The organism is Advenella mimigardefordensis DPN7 (assembly GCF_000521505.1).
GTDB lineage: Bacteria > Pseudomonadota > Gammaproteobacteria > Burkholderiales > Burkholderiaceae_B > Advenella > Advenella mimigardefordensis.
In genome coordinates, this window is record NZ_CP003915.1 from 890,401 (window position 1) to 907,543 (window position 17,143).

At 54.3% G+C, this 17,143-nt stretch carries 13 protein-coding genes; 4 read left to right on the top strand and 9 right to left on the bottom strand.

Going from position 1 to position 17,143, the window contains the following annotated elements; genetic code table 11:
- The first annotated feature begins 100 nt into the window (after positions 1 to 100).
- Together MIM_RS04100 and MIM_RS04105 are read left to right on the top strand one after the other, a co-directional pair.
- Positions 101 to 5,602: an ESPR-type extended signal peptide-containing protein gene (locus tag MIM_RS04100; protein WP_025371494.1), complete on the top strand. Its 5,502-nt coding sequence runs from the start codon at positions 101 to 103 to the stop codon at positions 5,600 to 5,602.
- Positions 5,603 to 5,677: 75 nt separating this feature from the next.
- Positions 5,678 to 6,481 (top strand): OmpA family protein, encoded by an 804-nt coding sequence (locus MIM_RS04105; protein ID WP_025371495.1) that lies wholly within the window; start codon positions 5,678 to 5,680, stop codon positions 6,479 to 6,481.
- Between the two features lie 241 nt (positions 6,482 to 6,722).
- On the opposite strand, the gene MIM_RS04110 is transcribed toward MIM_RS04105, so the two are convergent.
- From MIM_RS04110 to madL, 9 genes are read right to left on the bottom strand one after another with little or no spacing between them, the layout of a single operon-like run.
- Positions 6,723 to 7,646: an ACP S-malonyltransferase gene (locus MIM_RS04110; RefSeq protein ID WP_025371496.1), complete on the bottom strand. Its 924-nt coding sequence runs from the start codon at positions 7,644 to 7,646 to the stop codon at positions 6,723 to 6,725.
- A 1-nt stretch (position 7,647) separates the two neighbouring features.
- Complete coding sequence (gene mdcB, locus MIM_RS04115) at positions 7,648 to 8,514, bottom strand: triphosphoribosyl-dephospho-CoA synthase MdcB (protein ID WP_025371497.1); 867 nt, start codon at positions 8,512 to 8,514, stop codon at positions 7,648 to 7,650.
- Positions 8,504 to 9,175: a malonate decarboxylase holo-[acyl-carrier-protein] synthase gene (gene mdcG, locus MIM_RS04120; RefSeq protein ID WP_025371498.1), complete on the bottom strand. Its 672-nt coding sequence runs from the start codon at positions 9,173 to 9,175 to the stop codon at positions 8,504 to 8,506. Before mdcG ends, mdcB begins: the two co-directional genes overlap by 11 nt.
- A gap of 10 nt (positions 9,176 to 9,185) precedes the next feature.
- Entirely contained in the window at positions 9,186 to 9,896 is a 711-nt protein-coding gene (locus MIM_RS04125; protein WP_025371499.1) for a biotin-independent malonate decarboxylase subunit gamma, read from the bottom strand.
- Positions 9,893 to 10,807, bottom strand: coding sequence for a biotin-independent malonate decarboxylase subunit beta (locus MIM_RS04130; protein ID WP_025371500.1), 915 nt, complete (start codon positions 10,805 to 10,807; stop codon positions 9,893 to 9,895). The genes MIM_RS04125 and MIM_RS04130 overlap by 4 nt, the downstream gene beginning before the upstream one ends.
- Positions 10,804 to 11,118 carry a malonate decarboxylase acyl carrier protein gene (mdcC, locus tag MIM_RS04135; RefSeq protein ID WP_025371501.1) on the bottom strand — a complete coding sequence of 105 codons (315 nt, stop codon included), beginning with the start codon at positions 11,116 to 11,118 and terminating at the stop codon, positions 10,804 to 10,806. Before mdcC ends, MIM_RS04130 begins: the two co-directional genes overlap by 4 nt.
- A gap of 5 nt (positions 11,119 to 11,123) precedes the next feature.
- Positions 11,124 to 12,779 (bottom strand): malonate decarboxylase subunit alpha, encoded by a 1,656-nt coding sequence (mdcA, locus tag MIM_RS04140; protein ID WP_025371502.1) that lies wholly within the window; start codon positions 12,777 to 12,779, stop codon positions 11,124 to 11,126.
- Positions 12,780 to 12,799: 20 nt separating this feature from the next.
- Positions 12,800 to 13,561, bottom strand: a complete 762-nt coding sequence (gene madM, locus MIM_RS04145; protein ID WP_025371503.1) for a malonate transporter subunit MadM — start codon at positions 13,559 to 13,561, stop codon at positions 12,800 to 12,802.
- 14 nt (positions 13,562 to 13,575) lie between these two features.
- Positions 13,576 to 13,977, bottom strand: a complete 402-nt coding sequence (madL, locus tag MIM_RS04150; protein WP_025371504.1) for a malonate transporter subunit MadL — start codon at positions 13,975 to 13,977, stop codon at positions 13,576 to 13,578.
- Positions 13,978 to 14,259: 282 nt separating this feature from the next.
- Between madL and MIM_RS04155 the strand changes: the two genes are divergently transcribed.
- Positions 14,260 to 15,207 carry a LysR family transcriptional regulator gene (locus MIM_RS04155; protein ID WP_025371505.1) on the top strand — a complete coding sequence of 316 codons (948 nt, stop codon included), beginning with the start codon at positions 14,260 to 14,262 and terminating at the stop codon, positions 15,205 to 15,207.
- A 268-nt stretch (positions 15,208 to 15,475) separates the two neighbouring features.
- Positions 15,476 to 17,101 (top strand): ABC transporter substrate-binding protein, encoded by a 1,626-nt coding sequence (locus MIM_RS04160; RefSeq protein ID WP_245592855.1) that lies wholly within the window; start codon positions 15,476 to 15,478, stop codon positions 17,099 to 17,101.
- The last annotated feature ends 42 nt before the right edge of the window (positions 17,102 to 17,143 follow it).

Sequence of the window (17,143 nt, forward strand, 5' to 3'; positions counted from 1 at the left end):
TCACTCTTTTATGATGCTTACGAAATAAGTACTAAATTTTTCGTTTCATAACATTTAGTAAAAAAATGAAATGTTATGGGCTTCAATAAGGAGTGGGGAAATGAATCATATATACAGGTCTGTATGGTGTGAAAAAACAGGTACTTTTGTTGCCGTCTCCGAAAATACTAAGAGATGTGGCAAAACCGGCACTGGTACTGAAAAAAATGAACGCGCCTGTTTGCCTTTTCAGAATTTTGCAGTCAAGGCGCTGCTTCCTGCGTTATTCACGGGTGGCATTGCCCTGTTTCCACCAATAGCATTAGCAGCCGGAGAGCTCACTACCGCAGAATGTACATTTTCCTGGGGAAATGACAATGGCGGTACGATAACCATCAAGGGTGAAGGCACTTCGACGACAACAACCCAAGTCTGTGCGGAAGCATTGCAGGGTATTGTTGATAACCCATTGGAATACTTCAGCGTCAATTCTACCGGGGGAGGCAACGTTAATAATGACGGTGCAGCAGCTCCCGACGGGATTGCTATCGGCAAAAATGCCTCCGTGTCTATTGGCGCTACCAACGGCGTCGCATTGGGGTTGGGTGCAACAACAACAACGCCAAATGGCATTGCGCTGGGTGCTGGTTCGGTTGCCAATACGGCGGCGGGCGCAGCACCGTACGTACCGGTGGGAGCATCGGTATCGACAACAACTGCAGTCAACAATACAACGAGCACGTTAGGGGCGTTAAGCGCCGGCGATCCGTCTACAGGGAAATTGCGCCAGATCACAGGTGTCGCTGCGGGAACTCAGAATACCGATGCGGTCAACGTCAGCCAGTTGAAGGCGGTTGAAAGTCTGGCCACCGGAGCCGGTGCCGGCTGGAACCTGACGGCCAATAATGGCGCAACGACGCAGAACATTGCTCCCGGGGGCAGTGCAGACTTTATCGGTGGCACCAATACCAATGTGGTGCAAACGGGCAACCAGATCAAGGTTAACCTGAACGACAATGTGAATCTGGCCGGTACGCTTTCGGTTACGGGTCTAAGTACGTTCACCGGTGGCGCAGTGGTTGGCACCAGCCTTAGCGTGAATCCCGGTGCAACGGTGAATATGGGCGGTAACCGGATCAATAATGTCGGCGCGGGTGTAGCCGATAGCGACGCTGTCAACGTCAGTCAGTTGAAGAGTCAGGGCGATGATCTGACTGCCAAGGGTCTGAACTTTGTAGGTAATGATGCGGTGCCGGTGCATAAGGACCTGGGCCAGACGCTGTCGATTGTGGGTGGAGCAGCACCTGTCGCAGGCACCTTCTCCAGCCAGAATGTGCAGACAATAAATGATGCAGGAGCAATTCGCGTGCAGATTGCTGACTCACCGAAGTTCGGTGGTGTGGTGATCAATGATGCGGGCAGTGGCAAGATCACAGGTGTGATGGATGGAGCGGTCACTGAGCTCAGTACCGAAGCAATCAATGGTAGTCAGTTATTTGGCGTGCAGACAACGGCCAACAAGGGCTGGAACCTGACGGCCAATAATGGCGCAACGACGCAGAACATTGCTCCCGGGGGCAGTGCAGACTTTATTGGTGGCACCAACACCGATGTGGTGCAAACGGGCAACCAGATCAAGGTTAACCTGAACGACAATGTGAATCTGGCCGGTACGCTTTCGGTTACGGGTCTAAGTACGTTCACCGGTGGCGCAGTGGTTGGCACCAGCCTTAGCGTGAATCCCGGTGCAACGGTAAATATGGGCGGTAACCGGATCAATAATGTCGGCGCGGGTGTAGCCGATAGCGACGCTGTCAACGTCAGCCAGTTGAAGAGTCAGGGCGATGATCTGACTGCGAAGGGACTGAACTTTGTGGGTAACGATGCCTTGCCGGTGCATAAGGATCTGGGTCAAACCCTGTCGATTGTGGGTGGAGCAGCACCTGTCGCAGGCACCTTCTCCAGCCAGAATGTGCAGACAATCAATGATGCAGGCGCCATCCGTGTCCAGATGGCCGATTCGCCGAAGTTCGGTAGTGTGGTGGTCAATGATGCAGGCAGCGGCAAAATCACAGGCGTTGCCGACGGTGATGTGACTGCAGTAAGTACTGATGCTGTTAACGGAAGCCAGTTGTTCGGGGTACAGACAACGGCCAGCAAGGGTTGGAACCTGACGGCCAATAATGGCGCAACGACGCAGAACATTGCTCCCGGGGGCAGTGCAGACTTTATTGGTGGCACCAATACCAATGTGGTGCAAACGGGCAACCAGATCAAGGTTAACCTGAACGACAGCGTTAACCTGGCGGGAACATTGGCGGTTGCTGGACTAAGCTCATTTAATGGCGGCGCTGTGATCGGCAACAGCCTTACCGTGAATCCGGGTACAACGGTAAGTATGGGCGGCAATCAGATACATAATGTGGCCGCCGGCGTGGCCGATACGGATGCTGTCAACGTCAGCCAGTTGAAGAGTCAGGGCGATGATCTGACTGCCAAGGGATTGAATTTTGTGGGTAATGATGCGGTGCCGGTGCATAAGGATCTGGGTCAAACCCTGTCGATTGTGGGTGGAGCAGCACCTGTCGCAGGCACCTTCTCCAGCCAGAATGTACAGACGATCAACGATGGTGGCGCCATCCGTGTCCAGATGGCCGACTCGCCGAAGTTCGGTAGTGTGGTGGTCAATGATGCAGGCAGCGGCAAAATCACAGGTGTGATGGATGGTGCTGTCACTGAATTCAGTACTGATGCGGTCAATGGCAGTCAACTTTTTGCCGTGCAAAACACCGCTGGCGCAGGCTGGAATCTGACTGCCAATAATGGTGCAAGCTCGCAGAACATCGCTCCGGGGGGCAGTGCAGATTTCATAGGTGGCACCAACACCAGCGTGGTGCAAACGGGTAACCAGATCAAAGTCAATTTGAATGACAGCGTAGACCTGGCAGGAACATTATCCGTGGGTGGATTGAGTACCTTTAACGGCGGTGCTGTGTTCAATAACAGCCTTACAGTGAACCCCGGCACGACGGTGAGTATGGGCGGCAACCGGATCAATAATGTTGGCGCTGGTGTAGCCGATACCGACGCGGTCAACGTTAGCCAGTTGAAGAGTCAGGGCGATGATCTGACTGCCAAGGGTCTCAATTTTGCGGGCAACGTGGGTAATGTTCATCGGGATTTGGGATCAACAATGACGATCCGGGGAGGGCTGGACCCGCTGGCAACGGCTTCGAACAAGAATATTCGTACCGAAGTGGATGCGGGAACTGGCGCCATGAATGTCATGTTGTCCGAGTCTCCAGTGTTTGGCACGGTTACTGTCAATAATGCAGGCAGCGGTAAAATCACGGGCGTTGCTGATGGTGATGTCACCGCAGTGAGTACGGATGCGGTTAATGGAAGCCAGCTGTTTGGTGTGCAGACAACGGCTAACAAGGGTTGGAATCTGACTGCTAACAATGGAGCAACGACGCAGAACATCGCTCCAGGGGGCAGTGCAGACTTTATCGGCGGCACCAACACCAATGTGGTGCAAACGGGCAACCAAATCAAGGTTAATCTGAATGACAGCGTAGACCTGGCCGGCACATTATCTGTGGCCGGGTTGAGCATGTTCAACGGCGGTGCCGTATTCAGCAACAGTCTGGCGGTGAATCCGGGAGCCACGGTGGATATGGGCGGCAACCGGATCAATAATGTCGGCGCGGGTGTGGCCGATATGGATGCCGTTAACCTCAGCCAGTTGAAAAACCAGGGCGATGATCTGACCGCTAAAGGTCTGAACTTTGCAGGCAACGATGCCTTGCCGGTGCATAAGGACCTGGGCCAGACGCTGTCGATTGTGGGTGGGGCTGCACCTGTTGCAGGTACGTTCTCCAGCCGGAACGTGCAGACATTCAATGATGGTGGCGTACTCCGTATACAGATGGCGGATTCCCCCCGATTTGGTGACGTAGTGATTAACGACGGGGGTTCTGGAAAAATCACAGGCGTAATGGACGGCGCTGTCACTGAGTTCAGTACCGAAGCAGTCAACGGCAGCCAGTTGTTCAGCGTGCAGACAACGGCCAATAAAGGTTGGAATCTGACGGCCAACAACGGTGCAACTTCACAAAACATCGCTCCAGGGGCAAGTGCAGACTTTATCGGCGGCACCAACACCAATGTGGTGCAAACGGGCAACCAGATCAAGGTTAATCTGAATGACAGCGTAGACCTGGCCGGCACATTATCTGTGGCGGGGTTGAGTACGTTTAACGGAGGGGCGGTATTTAGCAACAGTCTGATGGTCAACCCTGGTACGACCGTGAACATGGGAGGTAACCGTATCAATAATGTGGCAGCCGGTGTGGCCGATACCGATGCGGTCAATGTCAGTCAGTTGAAAAATCAGGATGATCAACTGACCACCAAGGGCATGAATTTTGCCGGTAATGTGGGTACTGTTCACCGGGATCTGGGTTCTACGGTGGTGATTCAGGGCGGACTGGATCCGCTGGCGATGGCTTCCAACAAGAATATTCGTACCGAAGTGGATGCTGAAACTGGTGCTATGAACATCATGTTGTCTGAGTCTCCGGTTTTTGGTGCAGTAACAGTGAATGCAGGAGGAACTGGAAAAATAACCGGTGTCTCAGATGGGTTGGTGGCAAGCGGCAGTAAGGATGCTGTCAATGGTGGTCAATTGTTTAACCTGCAACAGGATATCGGCCAGCTGAGTAATTTGCCGATTACGTTCTCTGGTAATAGTGGTTCTGTCGATCGCAAGCTGGGACAGGAGTTGAAGATCACCGGCGAGGCGACAACGGCCGGCACTTATAGCGGAGCCAATCTCCGCACGGTAGTGCAAGACAATGAAGTCAAGGTACAGATGGCGGAAGCGCCGGTATTCCAGGAATTGACGGTTGCTGGCAACACTACTATTGGTGGTTCGCTGAATATGTCCGGCAATAAAGTAACCAATGTCGGCGCCGGTGAAATTAGTGCCACCAGTCAGGATGCGATCAATGGCAGCCAGCTGTACAACATTGTCGGCGAGGTCAAAACAGTTGGCTGGAATCTGCAAACCAATGGCGACATGTCAACCAAAATCCTGAACAACGATACCGTTCAATTTAACGACGGAAACAATATCAAAATTACGCGCGATGGCGGGAACGTCAGTATTGCTGTTGATGATAATCCGACTTTCACCAGCGTGAATGTGGGAGGCGGCGCATTCGTGGCAAATGCGCAATCAGTCGCTATCAGGCCAGAGACAGAGGTCAGTATGGGCGGTAATCAGATTCATCAGGTTGCAAACGGTACTGCTCCGATGGATGCTGTGAACGTCCGGCAACTGAGCAGCGTTGAGAGTAGTCTGAATTCGCGCATCAGACGTGCTGAAAAACGGGCCGAGGCGGGCACTGCGGCAGCAATGGCAGTGGCTGGCTTACCGCAAGCCTATCTGCCCGGCAAGAGCATGGTTGCGGTGGCGGGCAGTGTGTTTCAGGGAGAGTCTGGTGTCGCGATGGGCTTGTCCACCGTATCGGGTAACGGTAAATGGGTCCTGAAAGGCTCAGTCACCAGTTCCAGCCGCGGGCAGGTTGGCGGGACGGTCGGTGTCGGATATCAGTGGTAGTCAGGAAAAGGGAAACCCCGGTGCATATACGTATGCACCGGACAGGCGTTATTAAGGTTTAAAGGGGTACTAAAGATGAGAAATAAAATATTCAATTTCAATCGACCTGCTTTCGTCCTGACAGGGATCATGCCACTGGTTCTGGTCGGGTGTGCTTCGTTAAGCAATGTCAAGCCGGATGGCACCACCGATAAGGTTGTGTGGCCCGATGTCAACCGTGTTACCTTTGACAATAAGCAGGGCATTTATCCGACACAGCAAAGCATTTCACTGATCCGCGCGGGGATGACCCGGGATCAGATCTACCATCTGCTTGGCCGTCCGCACTTCAATGAGGGTTTTGGTACCAGGGAGTGGGATTATCTTATGCACTTTCCCGGTACAGGTCCGGGTGACAATGGCGTGACCCGTTGCCAGTTCAAGATTTTGTTCGATGCCAAAAAACTGGTGCGCAATCTTTACTGGAAGCCTGTAGACAATCAAAGCGCAAGCTGTCCGCCCGGTGCTGCAGCGCAAACCTATACATTGAATGCCGATGCGCTGTTCGAATTCGATCGGTCTTCACTCAGCGGTATGACTGCGGGAAGGCAAGCGCTGACCAGACTGGCTGAAAGCCTGGCCAGCACGCAAGGTATCCGATTAATCGTCGTAACAGGGCATACGGATCGTCTTGGTTCGGATGCGTATAACCAGCGCTTGTCCAAAGCCAGGGCCGATACTGTGCGCAGTTATTTGATCCGGAATGGTGTGGCTGCTGACCTGATCCATAGTCAGGGCCTGGGCAAATCTCAGCCAGTGACACAATGCAATGGCAGCGGGGCTGCGCTTATTCGCTGTCTGGCACCCAATCGGCGAGTGGAGGTTACTGTTGAAAAATAAACGATATGGATGAGTCAGGGCAGGGGAAGCCATATGCCATATTTGCGAAGGCAAATAGCGCCCCTGTTTTGGGCAAAAAATGCAGGCAACGGGGGCAATGATGGCGCATCTATATGTCGGAATGTCGCCTGACAGGCGTGCTTCGGTGTTGGGGGTGACAAAGCAGTGTAATGCGTGAATATTTATAAGGTTCCGTCATGAACAGCCTGACCGGTTCCAGACGCTTTTGCAGTAATCTGCATCATCGGCGCGCCGGTAAATGTTCAAGCCAATGTTGTACGCCTGTCGGGCTGCGGAAGTCATCGATTGATCTGGCAGGTATATCCGGATAGATGGTATTCCACATCCGCGCCAGGGCGCGGCCCGGTCCGATCTCAAGCACGGCATCCGGCTGTCGTTCGCGAATGGCCTGCAGGCAAGCTCCCCAGTCCATGCCATGACTTATCTGTTCAGCCAGCGCATTCAGTGCATGCTCCACGGACAAAGCCGAACGACCATCCATGGCGCTAAGCACTTTGAATGCCAGAGGGGCCTTGCGGCGATAGGGTGCGAGATGTCGTTTGAATACCAGCGTTGCAGGCTTTAGCAACACGGTATGTGACGGTGTCTGAACCAGCAGTCTGACGATGCGCACCGCACCTTGTTCGTGGGCCAGTTGCGCTGCATGCTGCAGGTCTTGCACGAGACCCCCAATGACATGGTGCTGATCCGGGTTGATGATCGCCAGATGAGTATTGCTTGCTGTGGTGATGCTTTGGATATTCTTAAGAGGCAAGCCCATGATCGCTATCAGGCCCGCCTGTGTTTGTATGCAGTCATCCATACTGGCAGCCCGTTGCGCTGCCAGCGTTATTCCTTCGTGCATGTCGAAAGCGCCGGCTGCGCAGCAGGCCGCCAACTCACCCAGGGAATATCCGGCTGCACAAACCGGTGCCGGCAGCAGTGGCCGTAGTGCTTGCCACCATTGCAGTTGAAATGCAAAGATAAAAGGCTGGGCGATTCTGTTTTGTCCAAGTGTCTCGCAATGGACTGTCGTGTTTTGCCATACATCAGGCAGCTGTCTCGCCAGTTGTATCTGCGTTTCCTCCGATGCCATTGCCTGCAGTGCCTGGAAATGTTCAGGGGATTGCTGCCCCTGACCACTGAATAATATGGCAAGGCGCATATTAAAGGGCTCCCAGAAACAGGACGACACCTAGCATGTCGGCAGATCCGCCGGGGCTCAGGCGTCGAGCGACAAACTCTGCATGTAAGGCCTGAGCCTGGTTTTGCCAGTCAGGGGCACACACGCCATCACGAGCAAGAAATCCTGTTGCGGTGTCACGGGCAAAAGCCAGGCCTTGACGACCACCTCGCCAAAGCAGATTGGTGTCCTCAAGTTCGGCCATCAGTGAGAAAAAGCACTGGACAGCCGCCAATTGGGTCGACTGGGTTCGCGCGAGCGCCGTCCGGTAAGCTGGTAAGCCGATTCTGATGGCCGAGGGAAATCCTGCGGCAGCCTCGGCCCGGGCACCGCCACTACCGTAACGTCGCTGAACGACCGCACCATGACTATTATTGATGGTTGTGGCGGTAGCCAGAATGGCGGGTCCCCACAGATTGGCCACACACTGGCAAACCGATTCGGCAGAGCATGAACCGGTACGGGCAATCTCTACGCCGGCTGCCGCACACAGCAAGCCCAGGTTGAAAATTGCCCCGCGGTGCGTATTAATGCCGTTGGTGGCCAGCAGCATGCGTTGTTCTGCGCTCACACCGCAGGATTGCAATTGTGCATAAGTGGGCGTTTGCGTGCCCAGATGCGATATGTCCGGAAAATAGCTTCGAAGTGCCTGAAGGCTTCGCACGAAGGTACTGAAATCCATATCTGTATGGCTGCCGCTGTCCATGGGGCTGACCAGACCTGGTTTGGGCGCGAGTGCAACCTCCCGATACAGTGCCTGGATTGCCAGCCTGCCAATTTTTTCTGGTGTTAATGTAGAGCAGGATGCGACCGCAAAGTCCCGCTCGGCTTCAATCAATTCAGCAAACATGATCGTGTTCCCTTAAACGCGATAGCAGTTCTGCCGGGGAGAGCATGGCTACGCCTGTATTTTCTTTCACAAGCACCCGCAGCGACGGCTGTTGCAGCGCCCTTGAGAGTTCTTTCCAGTTAACCGCCGGGCCGTCTGCAAAGCGTATTTCCCCATCCAGCGAACAGGGCATTGCTTGCTGGGCCTGTTGCAAGGCTTCCATGCACGGAGCAAGCTGGGATACATATGTAATATCACAGATAACATCGACATCAGATTTACTGTGTCGATATATCTTTGCACTTAGCATTTCCCATGCAAGTGACCCGTACACAGCAACGTTGATGTTGTATGAGTCGCATCGTTGCAGCAAATGGCACAATGGCTTCGCAACGTTCGTAGCACATCTGTTCAGGCAATGAGCTAACGTAAGAGGGGGGCTGATCGCCCGGATTGCTTCGGGGGGGACTAAGACACTTAACCGCCTGGGATGCGCATCCGGTGGCAATGTCAGGCCCAGCATAATCTGGGCTCCGGCCTGTACAGCTTGCCGGGCAACTACCAGCGGACGCTCTGCGTGCAGCCAGCGCTGCAGTGCATGGTGGGCTGCAGCGTCAGGCGAGGTGCTAAGTAAGCGGTAGTCGGCAGTCGGGTAGAGATAGGCAAGGTCATGGCGGCGCATGAGTCATTTCCTAGGCGGCCAGAATCTGATCGACAATTCGGGCGGCCTCTAACCTGCCGGTTCTGTCCTGAGCCGCCTGCATACGACGATCTGAGCTGCCGGGGGCTTTGAGTAACGCAGCGAGCGCCGAGTCCAGTAATGAGGCAGAAGGTGTTGGCCATATCTCTTCGATGGCGCCCATACGTTGATAGTTATCAGCGCCTGGTGCAAAGGTGGGGGCGCTGACGGCCAGTTCCTGTAATTTCGCGTGATCGATTTTGGTTACGCGTGCCATGGCCTTCAAATCCATTACTCGAACCTGCGCACTGGCCAGGGCGTAGGCACGATCAGCCATCAGTCCAAAGGATAGGTAGCCGCCGCTAACTGCCTCTCCCGTGACCAGGCTGAGGCTGACATGGCCAAGGCGTCGTGCCAGGTCTACGCAGGCGGCCAGGTGCGCCAGACTGCCATTGAGACAAAGCAGTTCTTCGGCACGTGACAGCGCCTGCCCCTGGGTGTCGACGAGAAAGATCACAGGTCGGCGCGGATGCGCCTGGATCGTAGCCAGGATATGTTGCGCCAGGAACAGAGCAATCTCGTGATCGATAGCTGCAGCATCCGTTGTACCCAGCACGGCAACGCTGCCACTGGCGGTATTTGCTGTCCCGGCCAGTACATGGCCGTTGATGCTAATTTGATGGCCTGTCGGAAACAGGGCATCCAGAATGGTAGGCAGGTTCATTTATAAAGTTCCTTACGCAGTTGGATCAGATCCGAGCAGCTCATCATGGAAATCTCGGAGGGAGTCTTGACGCCCAGGGCCTGCCATACTTGTAAGCCGTCGTTCATATCCTTGAACTGCTCCATACGCGCTTGCAGGCGCGACTGCTCCTGCATCTGAGCAGCCATATCAGGTATTGCATATGTGTTTTCCGCAAGCAGTTTTCTGGTGGCATCCCGGAACGCAAGGGGATCGTCTTCTACCAAAGCCGCGCAATCGTTCATCAGGTAACGATGCTTGCCTCCGGATACGCGCCACACCAGCGCCCGATCGCGCGAATCGAACGCTTCGACACCCTTAACGGTTTCGATGACTTCGGGCCCGGACAAGGCAAGACGCCCCTCTTCTGACATGACAATAGCGGAACAAAGGCAGGTCACAATGCCCATGCCACCGAATGCACCGCAACTGCCTCCTACGAGTGCCACTACCGGTATACCGGCTGCACGCGTATCCAGAATGGCGCGCATGATTTCGGAAATCGCAATCAGGCCGGCATTGGCTTCGTGTAACCGGACGCCGCCCGAGTCGACCAGAAACAGAACGGCCGCGGGTTTGTCGCGTATGGCGCGGCGCAGAAGTCCAACGATTTTAGCGCCATGGATCTCGCCAACAGACCCGCCCATGAACTGGCCTTCCTGGGAGATAACAAATACTTGTTTATTATCCAGGGCGCCTTCACCAATAACAACGCCATCATCGAACGCGCCTGGAATATCCAGTGCTGCCAGATGCGGGCTGGGTGAACTCTCTGTCGGGGGCATGAGTTCGCGCAAGCTACCTTCATCCAGTATCCAGGACAGTCGCTGCCGTGCAGTGGCTTCGAAGTAACTATGATGTAACGATAACGCCGAGGGATTTTCTGTGGTCATCGCGAACCTCCCGTATATTGACTGATTGCCTGGCCGAGTCTGAGCGTTACCACAGCAGGGGTCGCGCCCATATCATTAATGGCGATGTGCGTGCCACCAACGTCATGATGAGATACAAACTCTGCAAGAACAGCCTGCCAGATATCCCCGAATCCGCGCGCAGAGGTTTTGATCTCTATTGTGCAGGAAGTAGCAGTATTTGCGGGTCGGACCAGCACTTCCAGATTGCCCGAGCCAACGACGCCACAGAGCACGGCGTCGTTCGCCGGTTTGATAGCAGGTGTCGAAAAATGATATTCAAGTTTTTCCATGTTGATCACCAGTTACGGAATCGGGAAGGGGGTGTGTAAAGGTCGCCAGACCATTTGACAAGGTCCTTTACCGAGCGGGCTGCGAGCATATCCCGTGTTGCCAGACGAGGGTCAATGCCTAAGTCTTCCGGACGGCGCACCACGCCTCGATCGCGCAGATTTTCAACCATGCGGCGGTCGCGTGCCATGCCCACAGGGGTAAAGCCGGCGACACCGCGAATTGCCTGGGCGCGCTCCTGGGCACTGCGACATAACAGCAGATTGGCAATACCTTCTTCAGTCACGATATGCGTAACGTCGTCACCGTAAATCATGATGGGGGGCAACTCGGCCTCCATAGTGGCTTTCAGTTGCCAGGCATCCAGTTCTTCCACAAATACCGGGGTCATATGTTCGCGAAAGGTTTCTACCGTTTGCACAACCAGCTTGCGTCCGCGTATGGCGTCGGGGCCGCCTGCCTCTCTGCCCGCCTTGAGCCAGGCGGCAGAAGCATGCCTGCGGCCATGGGGGTCGGATCCCATATTGGGTGCGCCACCGAAGCCTGTAATACGGCCTGTTGTTGCTGTTGAACTGTTGCCGGCAAGATCAATTTGCAGCGTTGAGCCAATAAACATATCGCAGGCATACAAGCCGGCCGTCTGGCTGAAAGCGCGGTTCGAACGCATACTGCCGTCTCGGCCTGTGAAAAAGACATCGGGGCGGGCTGCAATGTAGTTTTCCATGCCCACTTCAGAGCCGAAGCTGTGGATGGATTCAACACAACCGGATTCAATGGCGGGAATCAGTGTGGGATGAGGGTTCAGTGCCCAGTGGGTGCAGATTTTTCCTTTCAGACCGAGATCTGTGGCGTAAGTTGGCAGCAGCAATTCAATTGCAGCGGTATCAAAGCCGATTCCATGATTGAGCCTTTGTACTCCATACTCCGCATAAATACCTTTGATCGCCATCATAGCCATCAGGATCTGCACTTCAGTAATCTGAGCAGGATCGCGGGTGAACAGCGGTTCGATATAGTTGGGGCGCGGAGCGACGACGGTAAAATCGACCCAGTCTGCCGGAATATCGACCCGTGGCAGGGTATCTACCCGTTCATTGACCTGAGCAATCACGATGCCGCTGCGAAACGCTGTGGCCTCCACAATCGCAGGCGTATCTTCTGTGTTAGGACCGGTGTACAGGTTGCCGGCAGCATCTGCCGCCTGCGCAGCGATCAGGCAGACGTTCGGTGTCAGGTCGGTAAAGTAGCGGCCAAACAGTTCCAGATAAGTATGGATAGCGCCGATCTCAATCTGTTTATCTTGCACCAGTCGCGCCAGGCGCCCCCCCTGCGGGCCGGAAAAAGAAAAATCCAGTCGGCTTGCTATGCCGTTTTCGAAGAGATCCAAATGACTGGGCAGTGCGAGCACAGATTGAACCATATGCAAATGATGTAACTGCTGGGGATCGCAAGCGGCCAGCGAGTCGGCGAGAAAATCGGCCTGTTTCTGGTTGTTGCCTTCCAGGCATACCCGATCCCCCGGTTCAATAACCGCTTGCAGCAATGGTACGATCTGCTCCGGTGTGATTTGAGCGTCAAGTCTCAGGCTGGCGGCGCGCGCCAGGCGTCGCTGTCGGCCGCGCTTTTTTGTATCCCAGAGTTTGCTGGTACCAAGGTGATTCATAAGGTGTTCCTGTTGCATAGTTAACCGAATAACGCTCTTGTTGCGAGAAACAGAACGGAGGGCCCCATCAGGCAGCCCAGGCCGGTGTAAAAGGTTGCCGTTAGCGCGCCATAAGGCACCAGGCGGGGATCGGTCGCCGCCAGACCTGCTGCAACGCCGCTGGTGGTTCCTGCCATGCCGCCAAAGACCATTGCCGAACGCGGGTTATCCAGACGCATGAAGCGAGCTGTGGCAGGAGTAAAGACCATGACAAGTATGGCCTTGATCAGACCAACGCCAATGGACAGGGCGATTACGTCTGAACTGGCGCCGATCGCTGCGCCGGTAACCGGACCCACAATATAGGTCATTGCGCCGGCACCGATAGTCGCCATGGATACCGGATCACGATACCCGAAAGCATAGGCAACGCTGGCGCCAACAACGAACGGGAGTACGATACCCAACATTAGCGAAACCATACCAATGAGTCCGGCCTTTTTGACTTCTTCTACCTGTACGTCGAATGCCGTCGCGACGATGGCAAAATCGCGCAACATGGCGCCACCCATCAATCCGATCCCGGCAAAGAGCTTGATATCAGCCACTCCCTTGGTGCCCCCTGTTTCAACGCCGCCCCAATAGGCAAGAATCAATCCAATAACAATTGCAATAGCAGAACCGTGTACGCGCCCATTAGTCAGTCGCCTTGAAAGATGACCGGATATCCATATGATCAGCCCTACAAATGCAAAGGCTGCGATCAGATTGTTCTGCATAATTGCCTGTTTCAACATGTCCATCGTCATATCTCCCTTCAGGCCTGATCTGAGGCGAGGCTGGCTTGCCAGGTAGCGCCGGCATTCTCAGGGCCGGAGCGATTGATCAGAGCGATTACGACGACAGTCAGCACAACCGTCAGGATCGCGCCCAGTATGGCGACCGGGCCTCCCTTGAGTGCTGCCACGACATTTTGCTGTGATGCCATGGCGATCACGATGGGAATATACATGGCTGACCAGAACCCCACGCCCGCCAGTGTTGTGGCGGGCATAAGACCTTTTTTGTGAAGATAGCTGCGGGCTGCGATTAACAGCATCATGGAAATACCGACACCGCCCACGTTGGCCTTCACACCAATCAGCATGCCCAGCAGATCACCAACGTAAACGCCCAGTAAGTGGCATGCTGCCAGTATGGCTGTACCGTAAATAATCATGGTTTTGTCTCCGGATGTTTTTATGTTGCGTAGTTAAGTGTATTTAGCGCCGAAAGGAAGTCCGCCCGCATCCGTCTTTGGGGCGCCACTATCATTCCTTATCGTAAGACAGACGATAGACAGAGGCGGCAGGCATTTCAATCAACCTGCATGTACAATCATTTAGCCTGAAGTTAAATGTTCCGCAGTCACCGAATGTAATCCTATAGTCAACGGTCGCGCTGTCTGGCCTGACCTATCGTTTACCCTAGCCATCATGAAAAAACCTTGTGAGTTAAATCCATGGCCATAGATGAATCGATTACCCTGAAAAAACTGGAAGTCTTTCTGGCTTTCATGGAACGCAATAATCTAGCCCGCGTCGCCGAGGATCTGGGCCAGAGCGTAGTCAGCGTCCACCGCGCCCTGCATTCGCTTGAACAAGCCATAGGCTGTCCGCTGTTCAAGCTGGAAGGAAGAAATCTGGTCCCTCAGGATACGGCGCGACGTTTGGCGGAATCCGCCCGTCGGGTAGTGGCCGAATGCGAAGATGGCATCCATGCTGTAAGAGACATGGCGGGCATCAATGCGTCCCGGCTCCGGGTAGGTGCCATCTATTCACTGACGTTGCACTGCATTCCGCATCTGATTGTCGGAACCAAGCTGCGCAAGGACGGGCTCAATATAGAGCTGACGCTGGGCTCCAACGATGAACTGCTGCAAAAGTTGCAGGATGGCAGGCTGGACGCCATTGTCATCGGGGTGCATGACGGTATCGACAGCAAGCGCCTGATTACCGTGCCATTGTTTTCAGATGAAATGTTCCTGGCAGTTCCTTTGGATTCACCCTATGCGAGTCGCTCTGAAGTGGATTTGCATGAGCTGGCCAATGAGAATTTCGTGACTCTGGCCGATGGATTCATAACCTCATACAGTTTTAACCAAATGATGGAAAATGCAGGCATCTCACCTGTGATAGGAATGCATGTAGGCGATATTTTTTCGCTGATCAATCTGGTCAGCAACGGCATGGGGATCAGTTTGTTGCCCGGACGCATCGCATCTTTCACACCGCGTATCAAATTGATTTCGCTCCGGCCGGGCCATACTTATTCCCAGCACATTGCATTGCTGTTTCTGAATAGTCGGGAACAGGATCGCAACTTGCTGGCTCTTGCTGCAGAGGGGCGTACCTACAGTCGTCGGCTTTTGCAGGGCGGAGATTTCCCGATGTTGGGAGAAGCTGAGTAAGTACGCGAAATGGCGATGCATGCCTGCTTCAAGTGCAGCTGGCGTGCTCGTTTGAACAAATGGGCGCCTTTTTAAATCTGCAGGGCGATCAATGCACACGTCTGCCTTGTTTTGGTGCGACAGGCTGATTGTATAGAGCGTGGCAAGCACGCCATATGGCCAACAGGGCATCAATACGGCGTTGGCACATCTTTTGCTTGAGAGTGTTGGCAACTTTCAAGGAACCGTCATGATCCCCAATTTTCCCAAGAACACATTAGCTACGGCCATGAGTATGGCTGTATTTTTTAGTGCCTGCGCCATGCCTCTGGCAGCCAATGCAGAGTCGGTGCTGACCATTGCCATGACCGCTGCGGATATTCCCCGGACCTCGGGTCAGCCCGATCAGGGATTCGAAGGTAATCGCTTTACCGGTATTCCCATGTATGATGCGCTTGTCGAATGGGATCTGTCCTCCGACAAAGGCGCAACACCGCTGACGCAAGGGCTGGCTACAAGCTGGACCGTGGACGAGGCCGATAAGACCAAATGGATTTTCAAGCTGCGTCCGAATGTCCTTTTTCATGATGGATCTGCATTTAATGCCGATGCGGTGGTATGGAACGTTGCGAAGGTACTGGATAAGTCCGCTCCTCAATATGATCCTGCTCAAGTAGGCGCTACGGTGTCAAGGATGCCAACACTCAAGGCAGCGAAAGTGATTGATCCTATGACGGTTGAAATAACGACGACAGAACCCGACGCGTTTTTGCCCTATAACCTGACAAATCTGTTCATCGCATCGCCTGTGCAGTGGCAAAAGAAACTTGATGCAGTGCCGGCTTCGGTTAAGGATCCGTTGGAGCGCTCCAAGCAGGCCTGGAATGCGTTCGCGAGTGAAGCGTCCGGTACCGGCCCGTTCAAGCTTTCCAGACTGGTGCCGCGCTCCAGACTTGAAATCACCAAAAATGATCATTACTGGAATCCTGCACGCGTACCCAAGCTGGATAAGGTCGTGCTGATTCCCATGCCCGAGGCCAGCGCCAGAACAGCAGCGCTTATGTCGGGACAGGTAGACTGGATTGAAGCGCCAGCGCCCGATGCACTTGAACCGATCAAGGCACGTGGCAATACCATTTATACCAATGTTCAACCGCATATCTGGCCATGGCAGTTTTCTATGGTTGAGGGCTCGCCCTGGGCCGACAAGCGCCTACGGCAGGCCGCCAATCTGTGTGTCGATCGCGAGGGCATGAAAGGCATGCTGGGCGGTCTGATGGCGCCGGCTCAGGGCGTGGTAGCCAAATCCAGCCCGTGGTGGGGCAACCCGACATTCGATATCAAATACGATCCGGATGCTTCGCGCAAGCTGATGCAGGAGGCGGGCTTCTCTGCCAGCAAGCCGGTCAAAGTGAAAGTGCAGATCTCGGCATCCGGTTCTGGTCAGATGCAGCCGCTGCCGATGAATGAATATATCCAGCAGAATCTGAAAGAATGTTTTTTTGATGTCGAATTTGATGTGGTCGAATGGAATACGCTGTTTAACAGCTGGCGTCTGGGTGCCAAGGACCCCAGCGCACATGGGGCACAGGCGACCAATGTAAGTGCAGCCACCATGGATCCGTTCTTTGCCATGGTGCGTTTTGTCAGCAGCAAAGCGTTACCACCCGTATCGAATAACTGGGGCTATGTGATTGACGATACCTTCGACGAATATATCCGCGAAGCCCGCAACAGTTTTGATCCGGCGCAGCGAGACGTTGCACTGGCCAAACTGCATACCCGGATGGTGGACGAAGCCGTGTTCCTTTATGTGGCACATGATGTCGGTCCTCGGGCGATTTCCAACAAGGTCAAGGGCGTAGTCCAGCCACAAAGCTGGTTTATCGACATTGCCACGATGTCCAAGGAGTAACTCTGCACTGGCCACCGTGGTGGCCAGCACTCCCCCTGTTTT

Excerpts from the sequence above, each read along its gene's own strand:
- MIM_RS04130 (WP_025371500.1), bottom strand. The coding sequence starts at position 10,807 with ATGACCACAGAAAATCCCTCGGCGTTATCGTTACATCATAGTTACTTC.
- MIM_RS04110 (WP_025371496.1), bottom strand. The coding sequence starts at position 7,646 with ATGCGCCTTGCCATATTATTCAGTGGTCAGGGGCAGCAATCCCCTGAA.
- mdcC (WP_025371501.1), bottom strand. The coding sequence starts at position 11,118 with ATGGAAAAACTTGAATATCATTTTTCGACACCTGCTATCAAACCGGCG.
- madM (WP_025371503.1), bottom strand. The coding sequence starts at position 13,561 with ATGGACATGTTGAAACAGGCAATTATGCAGAACAATCTGATCGCAGCC.
- mdcG (WP_025371498.1), bottom strand. The coding sequence starts at position 9,175 with ATGCGCCGCCATGACCTTGCCTATCTCTACCCGACTGCCGACTACCGC.
- madL (WP_025371504.1), bottom strand. The coding sequence starts at position 13,977 with ATGATTATTTACGGTACAGCCATACTGGCAGCATGCCACTTACTGGGC.
- mdcA (WP_025371502.1), bottom strand. The coding sequence starts at position 12,779 with ATGAATCACCTTGGTACCAGCAAACTCTGGGATACAAAAAAGCGCGGC.
- mdcB (WP_025371497.1), bottom strand. The coding sequence starts at position 8,514 with ATGTTTGCTGAATTGATTGAAGCCGAGCGGGACTTTGCGGTCGCATCC.
- MIM_RS04125 (WP_025371499.1), bottom strand. The coding sequence starts at position 9,896 with ATGAACCTGCCTACCATTCTGGATGCCCTGTTTCCGACAGGCCATCAA.
- MIM_RS04100 (WP_025371494.1), top strand. The coding sequence starts at position 101 with ATGAATCATATATACAGGTCTGTATGGTGTGAAAAAACAGGTACTTTT.
- MIM_RS04105 (WP_025371495.1), top strand. The coding sequence starts at position 5,678 with ATGAGAAATAAAATATTCAATTTCAATCGACCTGCTTTCGTCCTGACA.
- MIM_RS04160 (WP_245592855.1), top strand. The coding sequence starts at position 15,476 with ATGAGTATGGCTGTATTTTTTAGTGCCTGCGCCATGCCTCTGGCAGCC.
- MIM_RS04155 (WP_025371505.1), top strand. The coding sequence starts at position 14,260 with ATGGCCATAGATGAATCGATTACCCTGAAAAAACTGGAAGTCTTTCTG.